Origin of the sequence: Aquimarina sp. RZ0 (assembly GCF_008370685.1) — a bacterium.
In the GTDB taxonomy this organism is placed as follows: Bacteria; Bacteroidota; Bacteroidia; order Flavobacteriales; family Flavobacteriaceae; genus Aquimarina.
In genome coordinates this window covers 125,577-142,439 of sequence record NZ_VTZU01000003.1, presented here as the reverse complement: position 1 = coordinate 142,439, position 16,863 = coordinate 125,577, and the positions used below count along the sequence as shown (strand labels likewise).

The 16,863-nt window shown below is 32.1% G+C and carries 13 protein-coding genes; 6 read left to right on the top strand and 7 right to left on the bottom strand.

Annotated features, from left to right (window positions below):
- The first annotated feature begins 31 nt into the window (after nucleotides 1–31).
- Together F0000_RS02455 and F0000_RS02450 are read left to right on the top strand one after the other, a co-directional pair.
- Nucleotides 32–2,497, top strand: a complete 2,466-nt coding sequence (locus F0000_RS02455) for a T9SS type A sorting domain-containing protein (RefSeq protein ID WP_149623112.1) — start codon at nucleotides 32–34, stop codon at nucleotides 2,495–2,497.
- 1,220 nt (nucleotides 2,498–3,717) lie between these two features.
- Nucleotides 3,718–6,162 (top strand): T9SS type A sorting domain-containing protein, encoded by a 2,445-nt coding sequence (locus F0000_RS02450; protein WP_149623111.1) that lies wholly within the window; start codon nucleotides 3,718–3,720, stop codon nucleotides 6,160–6,162.
- Between the two features lie 173 nt (nucleotides 6,163–6,335).
- Here F0000_RS02450 and F0000_RS02445 read toward each other — a convergent pair whose 3' ends face one another.
- From F0000_RS02445 to F0000_RS02420, 6 genes are all read right to left on the bottom strand, one after another.
- Nucleotides 6,336–6,722 (bottom strand): thiol-disulfide oxidoreductase DCC family protein, encoded by a 387-nt coding sequence (locus F0000_RS02445; protein ID WP_149623110.1) that lies wholly within the window; start codon nucleotides 6,720–6,722, stop codon nucleotides 6,336–6,338.
- Nucleotides 6,723–6,749: 27 nt separating this feature from the next.
- Complete coding sequence (locus tag F0000_RS02440) at nucleotides 6,750–7,418, bottom strand: ABC transporter ATP-binding protein (RefSeq protein WP_149623109.1); 669 nt, start codon at nucleotides 7,416–7,418, stop codon at nucleotides 6,750–6,752.
- Nucleotides 7,415–8,635 (bottom strand): FtsX-like permease family protein, encoded by a 1,221-nt coding sequence (locus F0000_RS02435; RefSeq protein WP_149623108.1) that lies wholly within the window; start codon nucleotides 8,633–8,635, stop codon nucleotides 7,415–7,417. The genes F0000_RS02440 and F0000_RS02435 overlap by 4 nt, the downstream gene beginning before the upstream one ends.
- Nucleotides 8,636–9,227: 592 nt before the next feature.
- Nucleotides 9,228–9,602: a TfoX/Sxy family protein gene (locus F0000_RS02430; RefSeq protein ID WP_149623107.1), complete on the bottom strand. Its 375-nt coding sequence runs from the start codon at nucleotides 9,600–9,602 to the stop codon at nucleotides 9,228–9,230.
- 3 nt (nucleotides 9,603–9,605) lie between these two features.
- Nucleotides 9,606–10,271: a DUF2461 domain-containing protein gene (locus tag F0000_RS02425; RefSeq protein ID WP_149623106.1), complete on the bottom strand. Its 666-nt coding sequence runs from the start codon at nucleotides 10,269–10,271 to the stop codon at nucleotides 9,606–9,608.
- Between the two features lie 141 nt (nucleotides 10,272–10,412).
- Nucleotides 10,413–10,775, bottom strand: coding sequence for a VOC family protein (locus F0000_RS02420; protein WP_149623105.1), 363 nt, complete (start codon nucleotides 10,773–10,775; stop codon nucleotides 10,413–10,415).
- Nucleotides 10,776–10,868: 93 nt separating this feature from the next.
- On the opposite strand from F0000_RS02420, the gene F0000_RS02415 reads away from it, so the two are divergent.
- The 4 genes from F0000_RS02415 (at nucleotide 10,869) to F0000_RS02400 (ending at nucleotide 15,032) form a co-directional block, all read left to right on the top strand.
- Nucleotides 10,869–12,260, top strand: a complete 1,392-nt coding sequence (locus F0000_RS02415; protein WP_149623104.1) for a hypothetical protein — start codon at nucleotides 10,869–10,871, stop codon at nucleotides 12,258–12,260.
- 335 nt (nucleotides 12,261–12,595) lie between these two features.
- Nucleotides 12,596–13,627, top strand: coding sequence for a M12 family metallopeptidase (locus tag F0000_RS02410; protein ID WP_149623103.1), 1,032 nt, complete (start codon nucleotides 12,596–12,598; stop codon nucleotides 13,625–13,627).
- 116 nt (nucleotides 13,628–13,743) lie between these two features.
- Entirely contained in the window at nucleotides 13,744–14,313 is a 570-nt protein-coding gene (locus tag F0000_RS02405) for a hypothetical protein (protein ID WP_149623102.1), read from the top strand.
- A 203-nt stretch (nucleotides 14,314–14,516) separates the two neighbouring features.
- Complete coding sequence (locus F0000_RS02400; RefSeq protein WP_149623101.1) at nucleotides 14,517–15,032, top strand: nuclear transport factor 2 family protein; 516 nt, start codon at nucleotides 14,517–14,519, stop codon at nucleotides 15,030–15,032.
- Nucleotides 15,033–15,327: 295 nt separating this feature from the next.
- Here F0000_RS02400 and F0000_RS02395 read toward each other — a convergent pair whose 3' ends face one another.
- Nucleotides 15,328–16,767, bottom strand: coding sequence for a S41 family peptidase (locus F0000_RS02395; protein ID WP_188112000.1), 1,440 nt, complete (start codon nucleotides 16,765–16,767; stop codon nucleotides 15,328–15,330).
- Between the last annotated feature and the right edge of the window lie 96 nt (nucleotides 16,768–16,863).

Below are 16,863 nucleotides of genomic sequence, written 5' to 3'. Positions count from 1 at the left end.
TATAACAACAAACTACTAAAACTTAAATTTTATGAGAAAAATTAGTAATTACATCAGAAACGCCATCATCATCGCAAGTATATTTTTATGCGCTAATATGAATTTGATGGGACAAGAAAAAAACAATGTATTATCCAAAGAGGTAATCAAGCAAAAAAGATTAGATTACATAAACTTTTATAAGCAAAAACAGAGAAATAAAAAAACAGAAAAAAGTTCTTCAAATTCAATGCCCTATGGTGTAAACCCTTTTACCAGTTATCATTCAAAAAATAAAGGAGATACTGGAGAATGGAGAAAACATCTTCAAAAAAAGAGTATATCATTACACAAAAATAGCAACCGCAAAAATAACCCTGTTGTTATAGATGAAATTGAGAATGATAACCAAAGTATCAACAATACTCTGGATACCGCTCAGGAAATCCCAAACTTTGGCAGTGGAGAGAGTAATACAAACAATATTATTATAAATGGTAGTAGTGGAGTCAGAGATGAAGATGTTGATTTTGTTGCTGAGGAGGTAGCATCTAATCCAGAAGATAATGGTTCTATACCGTTGGCTCAATTTATTACTTTTGACCCGAACACACCAGAAGATGTACAAATCATCTATTTATCTGATACTATTGGTAATGGTCCTCACGGAGCTTCTGGATCTGGCACTGGGGATATTGATATGTATGCAATTATATTAGAAAAGGATCAAATCATTCGAATATTCCTACAAACATTTGGTGATCCTGCTATTTCTACAATGACACCTGTAATATTAGTATATAATGAAAATGGAGGAATTATAACGGGTAAAGGCCCTGAATTTATTACTAGAGAGAATATCATAGTTACACAATTGCAATTCAAAAGCCCGGAAACGGGTATTTATTATTTTGCCATTTCTTCTGCCGCACAACAATTAGAAGATCCTTTTGACTCTTCTTCTGGTGAGACATTCCCTCCCGGCGAACCACTTGGAGAAGGGATATATACGGTTCAGTTCGAAAATTATGGAGTATTAGATAGCGATCATTATGCTATGAATCTTAAAAAAGGGGATGTTCTGGGAGCATCTGTAATCAATGAATTGGTTCTTAATCCTGGTATTAGTCTACTATCACCCGATGGCTCAATTGAAATAAGCACAAACACTTTCAATAATTTTTCAAACGCACCCGAAACACCAATTTCTAGTGATGGAAGGTCTAATTTTAGCTATATAGCTCCGCAAGATGGAAATTACATTCTTAGAATTGATCAAACTATTGGAGATTACACAACGGAAATAGTCGCCGCAAGACCTGGATATGAAACCAATAACAAAGGATTAAAACAATTTATTTATCTCGATTTTACTGGTGTAGATGATTTTAATCAAAGAGATTTTTTCAGGGAAAACGATAGTATTCCGGATGAAGAACTAGACAAAATAAGAACGTTATCGCCATTTAAAGATTTTCTGGAAAACTGGGGCATAGAGAACACAAAATATAATCTGCTTAAAATGGCTTTTAACATAACAGAAGTTGCCAAAGAAAATACCGTAAAAGAGTCAAGACTTTCTACGATTAATCCTGATTTTACTCCGATCATTCTGAGTGATTACGGTAGTGAATTTCTAGGAAAGAAAATCCCTGAAATATTAGAATCACTAAAAATACCTTATAGCAGGGTAATTATTGGTGGTACAATTGAGGAATCAGGATTTGATACCATTGGAATTGCAGATGATATTGATGTGGGTAATTTTGATTTTGAAAATGATGCATTGGTTTTATTAGATGTACTAAGTAGTACTAATACAGATGATCAAGGAAGCTCTGTTAATTTTATACCATTAGCAGATGGGGTTACTATAGAAGATGTAATGCCAGTGGCTGTAGGCAATATTGTTGCTCATGAATTTGGTCATTATTTAGGAAATTTTCATTGTAATTCTTTTAATGATCAATTAACTCTAATGGACGAAGGAGGAGGAGGAATTTCAACAGCTGTAGGGATTTTTCCTGATAGAGGCGAAAAATTCGGGGATGCGAACACCAGAGATATAGATTTTACTGTTGATCAACACAGTACTCTTGAAGGTATACTAGGAGTAAATCATACCGATGTAAATACTGCTTTTGCCATGGGTTTTACTCCCGGAAACAGGTCTGAAGGAATAGACACCCCAAAAGAAATTGAACAGCTGGAAAAAAATGCACTCAAAGAGCTGTTTAATCAAATTGATAACCTAGACGCATTTGCCTACCCTAACCCACAGAATCATCAGGAAACATCGCACCTGGTCTTCTCTTCTAAAAAAAGCGGACAGGTTTATGTAGACTTATATGATCTGCAAGGTAGAAAGATTGACCAGTTATTTACAGGTACGATTGAAAAAGGAGAGAAAATGCAATTAGAACTGGTACCATCAAAATACAACCTATCCTCTGGAGTATATATCTATAATATTAAAACTCCCGGACAAGAAATTAATTACAAGTTTTCTATTAAGTGATTAATTAGGTTCTTTTTTTCTTTAAAACTGAAGGTCGTTCAAATTAATATTGGGCGACCTTTTTTTTAAAGAATTACAAATAACAAAGCAACGGACACACCATGAACTCATATCGGATTTTTATTTTTGACCGAAAATGAGTTGAAATTTGAACAAATGAGACACTTCTATACTAGTCGTTGTTTGAGTTTACTGGAATAAAATGTACTTTTTTTTCTATTTACTGTGATTTCACATAAGGATAGGAGTATTCTTAAAGTGCTATAAATTCTTTCTCGAGTAATGTCAAATTTAGTTATTGATAATCAGTTAATTATATTTTATTTTTCAGCCTTATTTTTCCTCGTTAGCCTAAGGAATTAATCGGATTCTGATGTGGGGAATGTCTGATAACAGTATTTTTTTTGCCTGAATGCACCCAATATAGGCGTATCCTTTTATCATAAGTACAAAAATGTTACCTCATCAGTAAACTACCTCGGAGCAAGCCCGCCAATTTATTGAAAAAAACATTTTGATTTCGAGGCAAGCCTTGGAGCATTTAAATCTCGAGTATCGAGTAAATCCAAAATTAGAATTGATACGAACTCCATAAACCATTAATCAATTTTAACAATATCTCGGTTTTTTTATTAAATTTTTACAGAATAATTAACGCTAATCTTAACATATGTTTAATATATTCACGGAACAAATTTTCTGTTGATAATCTTAAAACCTCAACCCCATGAAAACTATACACAGATTTTCGCTATTTAAATAACTTACTAAAGGTGTAAACACGCTAATGAAGTAGTTATTACAATTATTAGAAATTACCAAACATACTATTTAGTTGCTTTGTTCATTATTTTGTAATGACACTAGTTTGACCAGTTCTTCGTTTTCTTCTTTCTGATAAATTAGATAATCATCGTATATCAAGACTTCTTCAAGAGGATTAGTTACACCATAAATTTCCTTTCTATAACACTGTTATTTGATTTCTTTGGATAACACATCCGATTTAGACAAATTAACTAACACCATAGAAGACTTTGTAGCTCAACTAGTAAGCTAAGGTTTTTCTATTATCTAAAAATAGGAAATAAATTTTCACACCAAATAATAATCTGAGAGCGCAACTTTCTTAGATATATCTATAACCATAATGCAACTCCCCAAATCAAAAAACACAAAAACATCTAATTAATTATTAACTCTTTTAAAACCTAAAAAAAATGAAAAACATCTTAAAAAACATGCTGTATACCCTACTACTATTGGGTATGAATGTTATCGCACAACAGGATAGTAAAACATTCCAAATTGATCAAGAAAAACTGATAAAACAGGAAAAAGAAACCCTTCAGAAAATTCTTTCTAAACAACCTAACGAAACCTCTTTACCAAGAAACAAATCAGATAACCAAATCATTCCACTTTGTGCTATTAACAATAAAACTCACAAAGATTGGAGGAAACAAGTTGCTGAGAAAAAATCTAAGAAAAAAGCAATGCCTGTGATTGTAAACGAAAATGAAAACAACAATCAAAACCTGAATAATACTCCTGCTACTGCAGAAATGTTACCAAACTTCGGTACTGCCGAAAACAACACAAGTAACATACTCATAAAAGGAGGATTAGCGGTAAATGACTCTATTAGATCCCTGGAAAAAATTATCGCTGCAAAAGAAGAAAACAATGGTACTATCCCATTGTCCCAAAAATTAGAGTTAGTAGATTTTGAAGATAGCTTAAATATCCAAAAGCAAACTTTTATTACATCATCTATTATCAAAAATACACCAAGACCGTCGAATAATGACACGATCATCGATGTAGATATGTATGAATTTTTTGCAGAAAAGAATAGTTTAGTAGAAATAAAAGTATCTAATCTGGAAACATTAGATTTTTTCCCTAGAATAGCTGTTGTGACTGAAGAAGGATTTCATTTTGGTTCTCGTTTTAGTCAACTTGAAGATGGAGAAATATCAGTAACGCTAGAATTTGTAGCACCACTGACAAAAAAGTACTATATATTTATAGGGCCTTCCAACTCTTTTGTTACTGATCCTTTTGATTCTATAAATGGTACTATAAAACTCATTCCCGAAGCACCTATCGGTGAAGGTTCATATGAACTAAAAACTTCTGTCTACAAAAAATTTTCTGATGTAGATCATTATGCTATGGATCTTGAGAAAGGGGATGTTTTTGGTATTGCCGTCAAGGATTTTTTACACCCCAGAACTCTGGTTAGTTTATTACATCCAGATGGTACCCTAGGGATAAAAACAAATGTATTTACAAATACATCTGTCTCTGAAGCATCAATCGGCCCTACCAGCGGAGAAACTTCATTTACTTATGTGATCCCAGAAAATGGAAGGTATGTTATCAAAATGGAAGAAAATATAGGAAAATATCAGGCAGAGCTTGCAGTTTCCAGACCTGGATTTGAAACCAATAATAAAGGAAAAAAACAGTTTATATATCTGGACTTTACAGGTGTAGAAGAGATTACATTACGAGAGTTTTTAAAACTTGGAGATGAAGATCCTGATAATGAAGTCTTAAATAGAGTACGCTCCATATCCCCTTTTAAAGATTTTTTAGAAAACTGGAATATTGAAAACAATGTATTCAGCCTTATTAAATCAGCCGTAGACATAACCAAGGTAGTTAAAGAAAATTTTAAGGATCTGGAAAAATCTAATATAAACCCGGATTTTGAGGTAACGGTTCTTAGCGACTATGGTAATGACCGATTGGGAAAAAGAATACCTCAAATACTTGAAACCATTGGGGTACCATATAGCAGAGTAATCATTGGTGGCACCAGTGCAGAATTTGGTATTCCTACAATTGGACTTGCAAATAACTTTGATATTGGCAATTACGAATATGAAGATGATGCCATTGTATTATTAGATCTTTTATCCAATCCAGATAGCCCGTTTAACATAACTTCTATAAATTCTGTTCCTCTTGCAGAAGGCTATACCACAAAGGATGTAATGCCTGTGGTTATCGGGAACATTGTATCTCATGAAATAGGGCACTATCTCGGTAATGCTCATAGTGATTCTTTTAATAACACACCTACACTTATGGATGAAGGTTCAGCAGGAATTGTTAATCTTACAGGTGTATCCTTAGGAGGCGCATTTGGTGACCCTACTACAAAAGATATTGATTTTGTAAAAGATGAATTTGTTCTGAAAGAATTAATAGCCTCGGATTTTGGTGGGGACGATTTCCCTGTTGGGCAAAATCTCTCTGAAACAATAACCGCATTTGGTTTAGGTTTTACATCTGGGTTCAACAGATCACAAGAAATATTATCAGTAGAACGCATTAAAAACATGGAAGATCAGGTAATAGAAAACGCACTAAAAGAGCTAACAGATTTACAAGCTTTTAGCTATCCTAATCCACAAAGTACACAAGAAAAGTCCAAGCTTGTTTTTTATGCTAATCAAAAAGGGACTACCAGTGTACAGCTATATGAGATAAGTGGTAGAAAAATTGCAGATTTATTTTCTGGAAATCTGCAAAAAGGAGAAAAGAAGCAGTTAGAATTGATGCCTTCAACTTATAAGCTTTCTCCAGGGATTTATTTCTATACTATTAAAACCTCAGACAAGAGTTTTACTCATAAATTTTCGGTAAAGTAAACTACCTCGAGGCAAGCTCACGGGAATGTAAATCCCGATTATCGAGTAATTCTTAAAACATAAACCTCTCTTTTCTTTTTTTAGGGAGGTTTTTTCTTTTTTGAAGATAAACACTACATAGTTCTTGGAACAGACCCTCAAGGAGTTCAACAAAAAAAACGTAGATTTTCAAACTATCTAAAATTAATAGTACAGCTTTGTGATTGCCCGAACCATTTTACCCTATTTCTCGAAGCTAATTTATAGAGACCATCCCGAATCATTCTTGGGACAAATGCCAATAATGCAGCAATGCGTTTCCATTTTGGGATTTTTGAAACAATTTGTAGAAAACCATCAGAATGTGTATGCAATCCTTTTTCATCTATTAAGATAACAGTATCAAGTCTTTTTGTAGAAAACCCATTCTTTTTTAGCAATTCCTGACCTTTTGGAGATTGAAACGGAATAAACTGAAAAATAGATTGAGGAGCAAATCTCATTAACCAACCTATAACACCATTGCATAAATTGCATTCGCCATCAAATACGATCATACCTCTACTCACAGCTGACTCCATTTTATTGATTTTTAAATTATTACACAATTATAGTCGTATAACTCCATCAATCATTTCAATAGTTCGGTGTGAATTTTTATAAATTTTAGAATCATGTGTAGCAACAACAATTGTTTTATTTTTGTAATTTGTAATTTCGCTAAGGAGTTCAAATATCAACGCAGAGTTTTTTTGGTCAAGATTTCCTGTTGGCTCATCAGCTATAATTAATGAAGGATCATTAATCAATGCTCGAGCTATAGCCACTCTTTGCTGTTGCCCTCCAGATAATTTATAAGAGGGTCTTTTTGCATATTCTTTCACCCCTAACTCATCCAGTAATACTAATGCATCGTCCCTAACCTCTTCCTTATTTTTTTTATTTAATTTCATTGCTGGAAGCATAACATTTTGTAATACTGTAAACTCCGGTAGCAAATAATGAAACTGATATACAAACCCAATATGTTTATTTCTAAAATCAGGAAGTTCTTGAGAGCTTAATTCCTTAATATTTTGACCATATATTTCTAAACCTCCACTAAAATCAATATCCAATGTAGATAAAATATATAGTAACGTAGATTTTCCGCTACCGGATTCTCCATACACCGAAACTAATTCTCCTGTATTCAAAGACAATGAAACGTTCTTCAATACTTGTTGTTTTTCTGGTGCTAAAAAAAATTTATTAATATGCTTTGCTTCTAAAATCATAGGCCTCTGATAATATGTACAGGATCTACTCTACTCGCTTTTCTGGAAGGAAAATATCCAGCAAATACTGTGGTCAAAACTCCAAAAGAGAATCCTAAAATGTAATATGATATTTTAAAATTAATCGGATACGTCTCTACAATAATAAAATCAGATGTATCCAAGGGGGTGGTAGAAATTAAATAACTAAGAATATATCCTAAAACGCCTCCCATTATCGATCCTAATACACCAATAATGATGGATTGTACCAAGAAAATAAAGACAATGTCATTACTGGAATATCCAATTGTTTTTAAAACTGCAATATCTTTCCTTTTTTGAATTACTGTAATATTCAGGATATTATAAATACCAAATCCTGCAACCAGAAGCAAGGCAAATGAAACAGACCAGGTGAGTATATCGCGCACCTTATTCCCTATTACTATTGTTTTATTATTTTCTTTCCAATCCTCTGTATCAATAGCATCAACTGCACTTGTCAGCGCAATTTTTAGTCTAACATTATCGCGATTTTTTAGTTTTACATGTACATTCGTAATCCCTTTTTCCTGTACCAATAAATCCTGCAATATATCCGCTGAGACGTATGTTCTTATATTATCTATAGTAGTAATCCCAAAACTAAATATCCCTGAGACTTTTAATTGAATTGTATTTCCATTAGGCACTATCATTTTTAAGGTATCTCCAGTAGAAACCTGCAATCGATTAGCAAGACTGACTCCTAATAGAATGGTATTCTTTTTTGATAAGCTCTGAAAACCTTTGCCTTTGAGTAATCTTCGTTCTAAATCTACCATTGTGCGTTCCTGTATAGGAAAAACTCCTTGAATACTACCAGGAAATTGCTTGCTATTACTAATCAAAATTGCGGGCGATGCAATCTGATGCGCATAGGACTCTACATTTTGATCAACTTTTAAAATGCTGTCAATTCTATTACGTTTCTCTTCTGAAATACCTGCCAATCCAACAAATCCTCTATTTTTAGATTCTTTCTCAGATGTAGCACTAATAATAATATCCGGGCTTCCATTAAAAACTGCATCGTCCAAAAAATCATTCACACCTGTCATGAAATTAACCATAACAATAAATGTAGTCACCCCTAATAATACGCCTATCATAGCCAAAAAACTCTGTCTTTTTCTAACTGACAGGTATTGTAAGGCTATGAATATATTTGTTCTATTAAAAACTTGAATAGACATATCCCATAGGTCGAAAAAGTGAGATAAAGATTACAAATACTTTTGTGAATTAGCGATAAAAAAATCTATGCCCCCTTATTATACGATTTGTGATTAAAAAATTCGTATAAATTCATTGAATTATTTTTTCTTTATGCAAGGCAAAAAAATCAAGCATAGATATAGCTACGGTTTATTTTTTAAACGAAGTAGAAAGGAAAAAGAAACGATGAATATGCGAAATTTTTAGTTATAAATCGTATTATATCATCCTGATCTTAAAATTCCCCGGTAAGATTCATCCTTTTTCGTTTATATATCTAAATAAAAAATGGGTGCTTTTTATTTAAAAAGTTAAAATCAGGAATGGTACTATGAAGAAGTGTAAACTTTTTTCAATTCATTATCAAGACGTTTTTTTTAATTTACTGTAAAAGAAAATTATGATTGCCCTCATCTCGATACTATTTTTCTGCATTTCATTTCAAAAAATCATGATTTGACTGTTTTTACTCAATCAAATCCTTATCCCGAAACGTAGAAAAAAATAAGTAAGAATAAATTACAACACATACTATATTCTTGCTGAAGAAGTACAAGAAATATTTATAAACTAGTTATCGGTAGACTTTCTTTTTTTGCTACTTTTTGCCAAAGGATTGAAGTCTAAACATAATTGAATCCAATATTCCAGATCTTTGTCCATATCGAACCCTTCTGGCGATATAAAAACATAGCCTTTCATAGGTTTACCTGTAAAATCCATAGGGTAGCAACCATCTCTTTTTATAGCAGTAGGATACGCTTCAGTTCCTATTCGAGCCATTAGAAGATCTACCTCCTTTTTTTTATCAAAATGAATTCCACAACACATTTTATGATCCACCATAAAACACAATCCACCCATCATTTTTTTTGCATAAAAATTGACCTTCTTTTCTCTAAAAATCTGATGTATACGATCAGATAAAAATTCATTATACGCCATAATCTATTGCATTGCTCTTAATAAGTATGTGTTTACAGGATGCATTGTTTTCCAGTACTCCATAAGGGTATCTACTAATGAAGTACTCGTTATTAATTCTGGCGATTCCTCCTTTACAAAATAAAACTGCTTATTTGCTATTAACGGTTCTTTTTTACAAGCATCCTGCCATTCCTTTGGAATTCTCTTCATTACATCACCCTTGATATGATTGAATTTTTGCACAAAATCATCATTTTCTAATAGTTTTCTTAGCTTTTTAGGGTTTTCACTAATGATAGTTCTTATTTTTTGAAGCTGCTCTTTTGTTGGCATAAAGCATCCGCCCATAATACCAACCACCTCTGGAGAAAAACGGATAAAAATACCTGGTATACTTTTATCTTTTCGACCAGCTTTGGAGATAAATGCAGTATAATGTATATTATATGGTGACTTATCTTTAGAAAATCGAATATCTTTATTAATTCTCAATATACAATCTTTGGCATCAACCTGTACACTAGCATCATATCGCTGTATCTCTTCAATCATTTTGGTAATAAAAGAAGTAAAAGGTTTTTTTACACTATTTTCATATCTTTTTTTATGTTGGTGAAACCAATCTTTATGATTGTTTTGGGAAAGCTCTTTAAAAAAGAGTACAAAATCCTCTGTAAAGTATTGCATATTCTTGTTTTTAATTTAAAAAAACTATTTCACAAATAAAATTACCTACTAAAATAACTTCATGTTCATTAATCTGAACTTGCAGAAGTCAAAACTTCAATAAGTTCAGATTAATATCATTTCTAGTGAAAATAATTATGTCTATCCCATCGAGTGAAAAGCTACTCGATTCCCTTCGGTATCAATAAAAACAGCCATAAAACCATTTTCTCCCAGAGATGTTTTTGGCATTAATATCTTACCTCCTGCTTTTTCTACTCTGGCTAATGGAATTGACAAATCATCCCCTCCATTAAGGTAAGCAAATGTTCCTTCTTGCGAAGGTGTATTGCCATTGCCATGAGTTACACAACCTCCTACTCCTCCATCTTTGTATGGAAAAAAAGCCATTTTGAAATCCATCTCCATAGGTTGTAATTCGACATCCAAAAGCTCATTGTAAAATTTTACAGCTCTCTCAAAATTAGTACTTGGTATTTCAAACCAGTTAATTGCATTTGACATAATAATATAATGTATTGATTAAGAATATCTCAAAGGTATATGATAATAGTGATTAGAAAAAATACTATTTTTGAAAAAACATAGCATTCTAAAATGAAAAAAAATGAAGAATTGTTTTATTTAATCAAGTCATTGACCAAAAGTGAAAAACGTTATTTCAAACTCAGTACTAAAGGAAATGAAAATGCAGAATATGTAAGTCTATTTGACGCCATAGAAACTCAAAAAAAGTATAATGAAAACAAAATAAAAGAATTATTTAAGGAAAAAGCCTTTACAAATCAATTAACCACAATAAAAAATTATTTAAAACAAAGAATTCTTCAGTCTCTGCGAAATTACCACGCTAGAATTTCGATAAAAGCAGAACTAATTGATATTATAAGAAATGTAGAGATATTATTCAGTAAGGGGCAATATTCAATATGTGAGAGCGAATTGAAACGTGCAGAAAAAAAAGCTGTTAATTTTCAACAAGATCTTCTGCTGTTCTTAATTAAGGATTGGAAAAGAAAAGTGTACCAAGCCCTGTTTCCTCAAAACTTACCAGAGCTAAAAACTATCATTCAGGATCAAAAGAACACCCTGGAATCCACTACAGAATATGTTGATTTATTACTTGCCAATACAGATCCTACTCAATTTTCTTTATCACATAAGAAAAGCCTCTCACTACAAAATAAAACCTTAAAAATATTATATAAATACAGAAAACAGCTAGCTTCCAGAAATAACAAAAAAGCAAAAGAGACATTAGAAAACCTTTTAAAAGAATGGGAACAGTATCCTGATTTACTCAAGGAAAATTTCACCATGTATTTTTCTATAAGCAATAATTACCTCGGCTTTCTTGTTTTTGAAAAATTACACAAAGAAGCCTTTGTAAGAATTCTTCTTCTAAAGCAAAAAGCAAAAGAGATTGGAACGATTTCTGCGACCTTAATCAAAGAAACTTTACGTCTTTATAACATTGAATTAGAAGTACATAGAAGCCTAACAGAGCTACATAATACTCAGGAAATAATTATTGAAATACAGGAGTATATTAAAAAAAATAAGTCACTGATACCAAATAACTATTGGCTATCCTTCCGTTTCCAATTTGCTAATATCTATTTTCAGAAAAAGGATTACAAAAAGGCACTATTATGGATCAATACTATCCTAAATCATCAAACTAAAAAAGACAGAAAAGATCTGATTACGTATACATATTGGCTCAATATATTAACGCATTACGAGCTTAAAAACAGCTTTACATTAAGATACCTTGTTGACGCTCTCAAAAAACATATTAAAAAACAAAAAAACATAGCTCCCTATGAAAAAATATTATTGAAATTTCTATCAAAAACTGTTGAGTTTTCTGAAAAAGAAAAAAAGAAAGCTTTTATAACATTGCTTGAACAACTAGAAGAACTCCCAATCCCTAAATCTGCATTAGGATACATAAACTTTAATTCCTGGATACTTAAAAAAACCTGATGTTGATCTAACGTCAATTATTTTTTAGCTAAACCAAAAAAAACTTCCTACTGATATTTCGATTTACTATAACCTATTTTCCCCAATACAATCTTTTTAAATACAATTCCAGAACAAAAATAACATTACATGTATTAACAGTAAATTAAATAAACTCTTGAATATTTGACACAAAAAACACATAATTCTCAGTTTTTTATGATTTTAAACGCCAAATTAATACTGATAATTATTGAATTAAAAAAATTTAAATTGTTAATTATTTACCGAATAACACTAATTAACTATTTCTTGAGTTTATGTTTACATATAAATAATACAAACTCAAACTTTAAATGAAAATTAACAAATCAATTATGATGCTAAGTATGGCAGTAGCCATAGTAGCATGTTCTGAAAACGAACCTCTTTCAGATTTTGACACTATTCAACCAGAAACCGCTTTTGATGGAGCAGAAAGGGCTAGTTTTAATGAAAACGGAACTGAACAAACAGGGTATTTTAAAGGATTACCAATATCTTATGAAGCCGTCAATGGCTTAAACGTTTTTGAAGGAGATATCATTCTGCCAAAAGATGAAATTTTTAAAGATGATACAAATTTTGTTCTAGAAAACGGGCAAGCTTCCGAATTGAGCAGAAGCGTAGGAAGAACATCTGGTAGATGGACTAATAATATTGTTTACTATACTATAGCTGATGATCTACCTAACAAATCAAGAGTGACCGATGCCATCGCTCATTGGGAGAGCAAAACGAATCTTACTTTTACAGAAAGAACAAGTCAACGTAATTATATTTATTTTAGACCTGGTGGCGGTTGCTCATCAAGTGTAGGAATGGTCGGTGGACGGCAAAATATCAATTTAGGAGGTGGATGTAGCACTGGAAATACCATTCATGAGATAGGACATGCAATAGGTTTATGGCACGAACAAAGTAGAGCTGACAGAGATCAATATATAACTGTTAATTTTCAGAATATCCAATCTGGTAAAGAGTTTAATTTCAGAACCTATGTAGAACAAGGGCGTGATGGTGATGAATATTCAAGTTCTTTAGATTTTGGATCGATTATGATGTATGGCCCTCGTTCTTTTTCTAAAAATAACCGACCTACAATTACCAAAAAAGACGGAAGCTCTTACCGTATTCAAAGAAATGCATTATCAGCATCAGACATACAAGGTATTGCACAAATGTATCCAGGAGGAAATGGCGGTGGAGAGCCAACCTATGAGAATGGTCAATATTACACTTTATATGGATTAAGAGTGTATCGACAGAATAACAAATGGTACTATTATAGTTCTACAGACGGATGGAGACAGGTTGTTTATAGAAACGATGCCTGGTACTATGTCTAATATAATTAACATCCAGTGATTAATTGTTTTAAGCCTCAAGTGAATTAAACTTGAGGCTTTTAATTTTTAGTTGCAACGATATTCCCTATTTTTGGTTTATTATTGAAACTATTATAATGAGATTATTACCGCTTTTTTGCTCTATAATATATCTATTCCTCCTATTAGGATGTAATAACGAAAAAACAACTGTTTCTCAAGAAGAAGACACACGCTTCATATTAGACAGTTTGTCTAAAGAAAAAGTTGATTTGGATGTTTTAAAACTGTCTCCAGTTTCTGAAAAAGATCTAGAAACTTTTGAAGATTTTCAGAATCTAAACACTTTAATGTCATCCATACGCTCCTCTAATCCATTTTACATCAAAAAACACGCTGATAGTTTACACTTTTTAGTAGAAACTTTTAAAGAGAATATATCAGAAGACCTTAAAACAAATACGATAAAATCAAGAATTACAGTGTTGTCCACAGAATCTGGCTTGTTAATGCAGTTAGCTGAAAAGAAAAACGCTGACGCTCAAAAATTTACAGACGCTACAATTAGAATGATAACGGCTTATAATAGTTTAATTATTCAACTAAATGAATTGTCACTGGCTATTCCAGAAAACATCGAAAAAGAACTACTGAGAGAAAATAATATTATCAAAGATTCTCTGGATATTGAAGAAAAAAATCCTTGATCAAAGCATAAACTAAAGATGAGCATTCATAAATTCATTAGTTAAAGTGGTTTAAGCTTTTTTTAAAATTCGCTATAATAATGTTCTTTTTGAATCCATTTTCGACTTTTTCATACTTCAATTGAGCAAAAAATAACTATTTTCCGCCAGAATCAAAAAGGTTTACATCGCTTCGTTGCTAATTACTAAAACATACTACACTTATGAAAAAAATACTCTTTTTAATATTCGTGTTCACTCAAATACTGTGTTCTAGTCAAACTACATCACTCCCCAAGGATCTCCATAGCAAAATTGACAACACCCTAGAAATCTGGCATAAAGCAGCAGCAGATGCTGATTTTGACAAATACTTTGATCTCATGACCGAAGATGCTATTTTTATAGGTACTGACCCAACAGAAAACTGGGCTCTTACTGCTTTTAAAAGTTTTTCTAAGCCCTATTTTGATCAAGGAAAAGCCTGGAGTTTTACAAAACTGGAAAGAAATATTTTCACACAACCTACAACAAACTTAGCCTGGTTTGACGAATTATTAAATACACAAATGGGCATTTGTCGCGGAAGTGGTGTTCTGGAAAAAACTGCCGGGGGATGGAAAATAAAACATTATGTGTTATCAATAGCCATTCCTAATGAAAATGTAAAAGAAATTACTACCCTAAAAGAAGCATTTGATCAGAATTTAATTAAAAAACTTCAAAACAAAACTCACTAAAAAAACAGTGAGTATCTAAATTCATTGATTCCATAGATATAACCTTGAAAACTTAAACTATATGCAATACGGCTATTGAGTTTAGTATAAAAACTAAAATTTAATTATTTAAACACGTTGAATTCCTAGCAGTTTCCAAGAATATGAATAGATTTTTTTTCAGTAAACTACCTCGGGGCAAGCCCGCGAGGCATTTATTGAAAAAGACATTTTGATTTCGAGGCAAGCCTCGGAGCATTTAAATCTCGATTATCGAGTAAATCCAAATGGCAACTGGTATCAGATCAGAAAACGTCTAATCATTTAGTAATTCCAAAGCACGTTCCACTCCACTATCTTTTCCTTCTTGAAAATCCAAAGATGACAAAAATGGGACCTGATTTTCTTGATTTTCAGGCCCAATTCCTACAATTTCAAAAACTTCTCCTTGTGCATCACTATATATCTCATTAGATAATCCTATTACTGCTTCATTAGGCAATACATGTGTAAGAATCGTAGAAAAAGCACCACTTGTATTTTCTCCTACCAGGGTTACATACGGTAAATCTTTTACACATAGCGCAAAAAGTTCTGCTGCACTTATGGTATAGGGACTTGTAAGCAATATAATATCTTCTGTAAATTGAAAATCCCCACGAGGTTCTACAGAAAAGGATTTATTTTCGGTAAAATCGTTACCTAATCTGGCTTTCTTAAAATACGAAATTCGCTCCTGATCCATAAAGCGAGATGCCATATTCAAAGCTACCGTATCATACCCTCCACCGTTAAAACGTATATCGATAATTAGTTTAGAAACCCCAGACGCTTCAAGATCGTTCATCATTCTATCTAATACCTCATTTAATGTTGTCAATTCATTACTAAAATTTGTTCCATATCCTTCCATCGTTGAAATAAGAATGTACCCAATATTATCATTGATCAATCCCCATAGAATATTCTGTTTTTCATCTATTTCAAAGTTTCTTTCTAAATATTTTGTTATTATTGTTGTCACTTTTTGATTTACAAGCGTGTCATAATCGTCTATATTCTCCAGGATAAGATCTCCACTTAGGTTAGCATTCAGTCTTTCCAACAATTTTATATATCCTGATTCAATTTGAATATCATTTTCTTCATCAAAGATACCTACATGTTCATCTTCCAACAACAGCACTAGCTCTTCTAAAGTATCATATAAGTTATCCTCTGTAACCTGATCTCTTAGGTTTTCATATTGAGCCCAGTCTATATTCCTAGCTTCAAAAAAAGCATAGTAGTCATTAAAAATATTCCAGAAATGGTCAAAATTCACCTTTGGATCTTCTGTAGCAGCAATCTGATCAGGTAGACAATATGGGTTTTGATCTGATAACCGCGTACATATTACTTCTGAATCTGATAATTCTGAAGTTATTACCAATTCATTTTCATTTACTAAATCTACCTTAAATCCATAAAAGTCTTCGAGATTAAAATCATCATCCTGAATTGAACATCCTGTAGTATTTACATTATAAAATATGTCTTTATCGTCCGTAAATTCAAAAATCCATCCCTTATCGGCTACTAGCCAAAAACCGTTCATCAAATCTTCCCCAGGAGGAATGGTGCCATCATCATGCTGGCAGGCAACAAAAAAAATGGATATAAGGAATAAGGAACTTCCTTTGAAAGCTTTTATAAAATTTGTTTGTGCAAACAATATAAAGAGAAAACTGAATGATCTTTTAAATGCATTTTTCATTGAAATTATGTTTTTTGATTTATAGTTATAAAAGTATATTTTACAAAAAAGCAAAAACATAACTTTAAGGTTGGAGACGTACTAAAACAAGTGAAT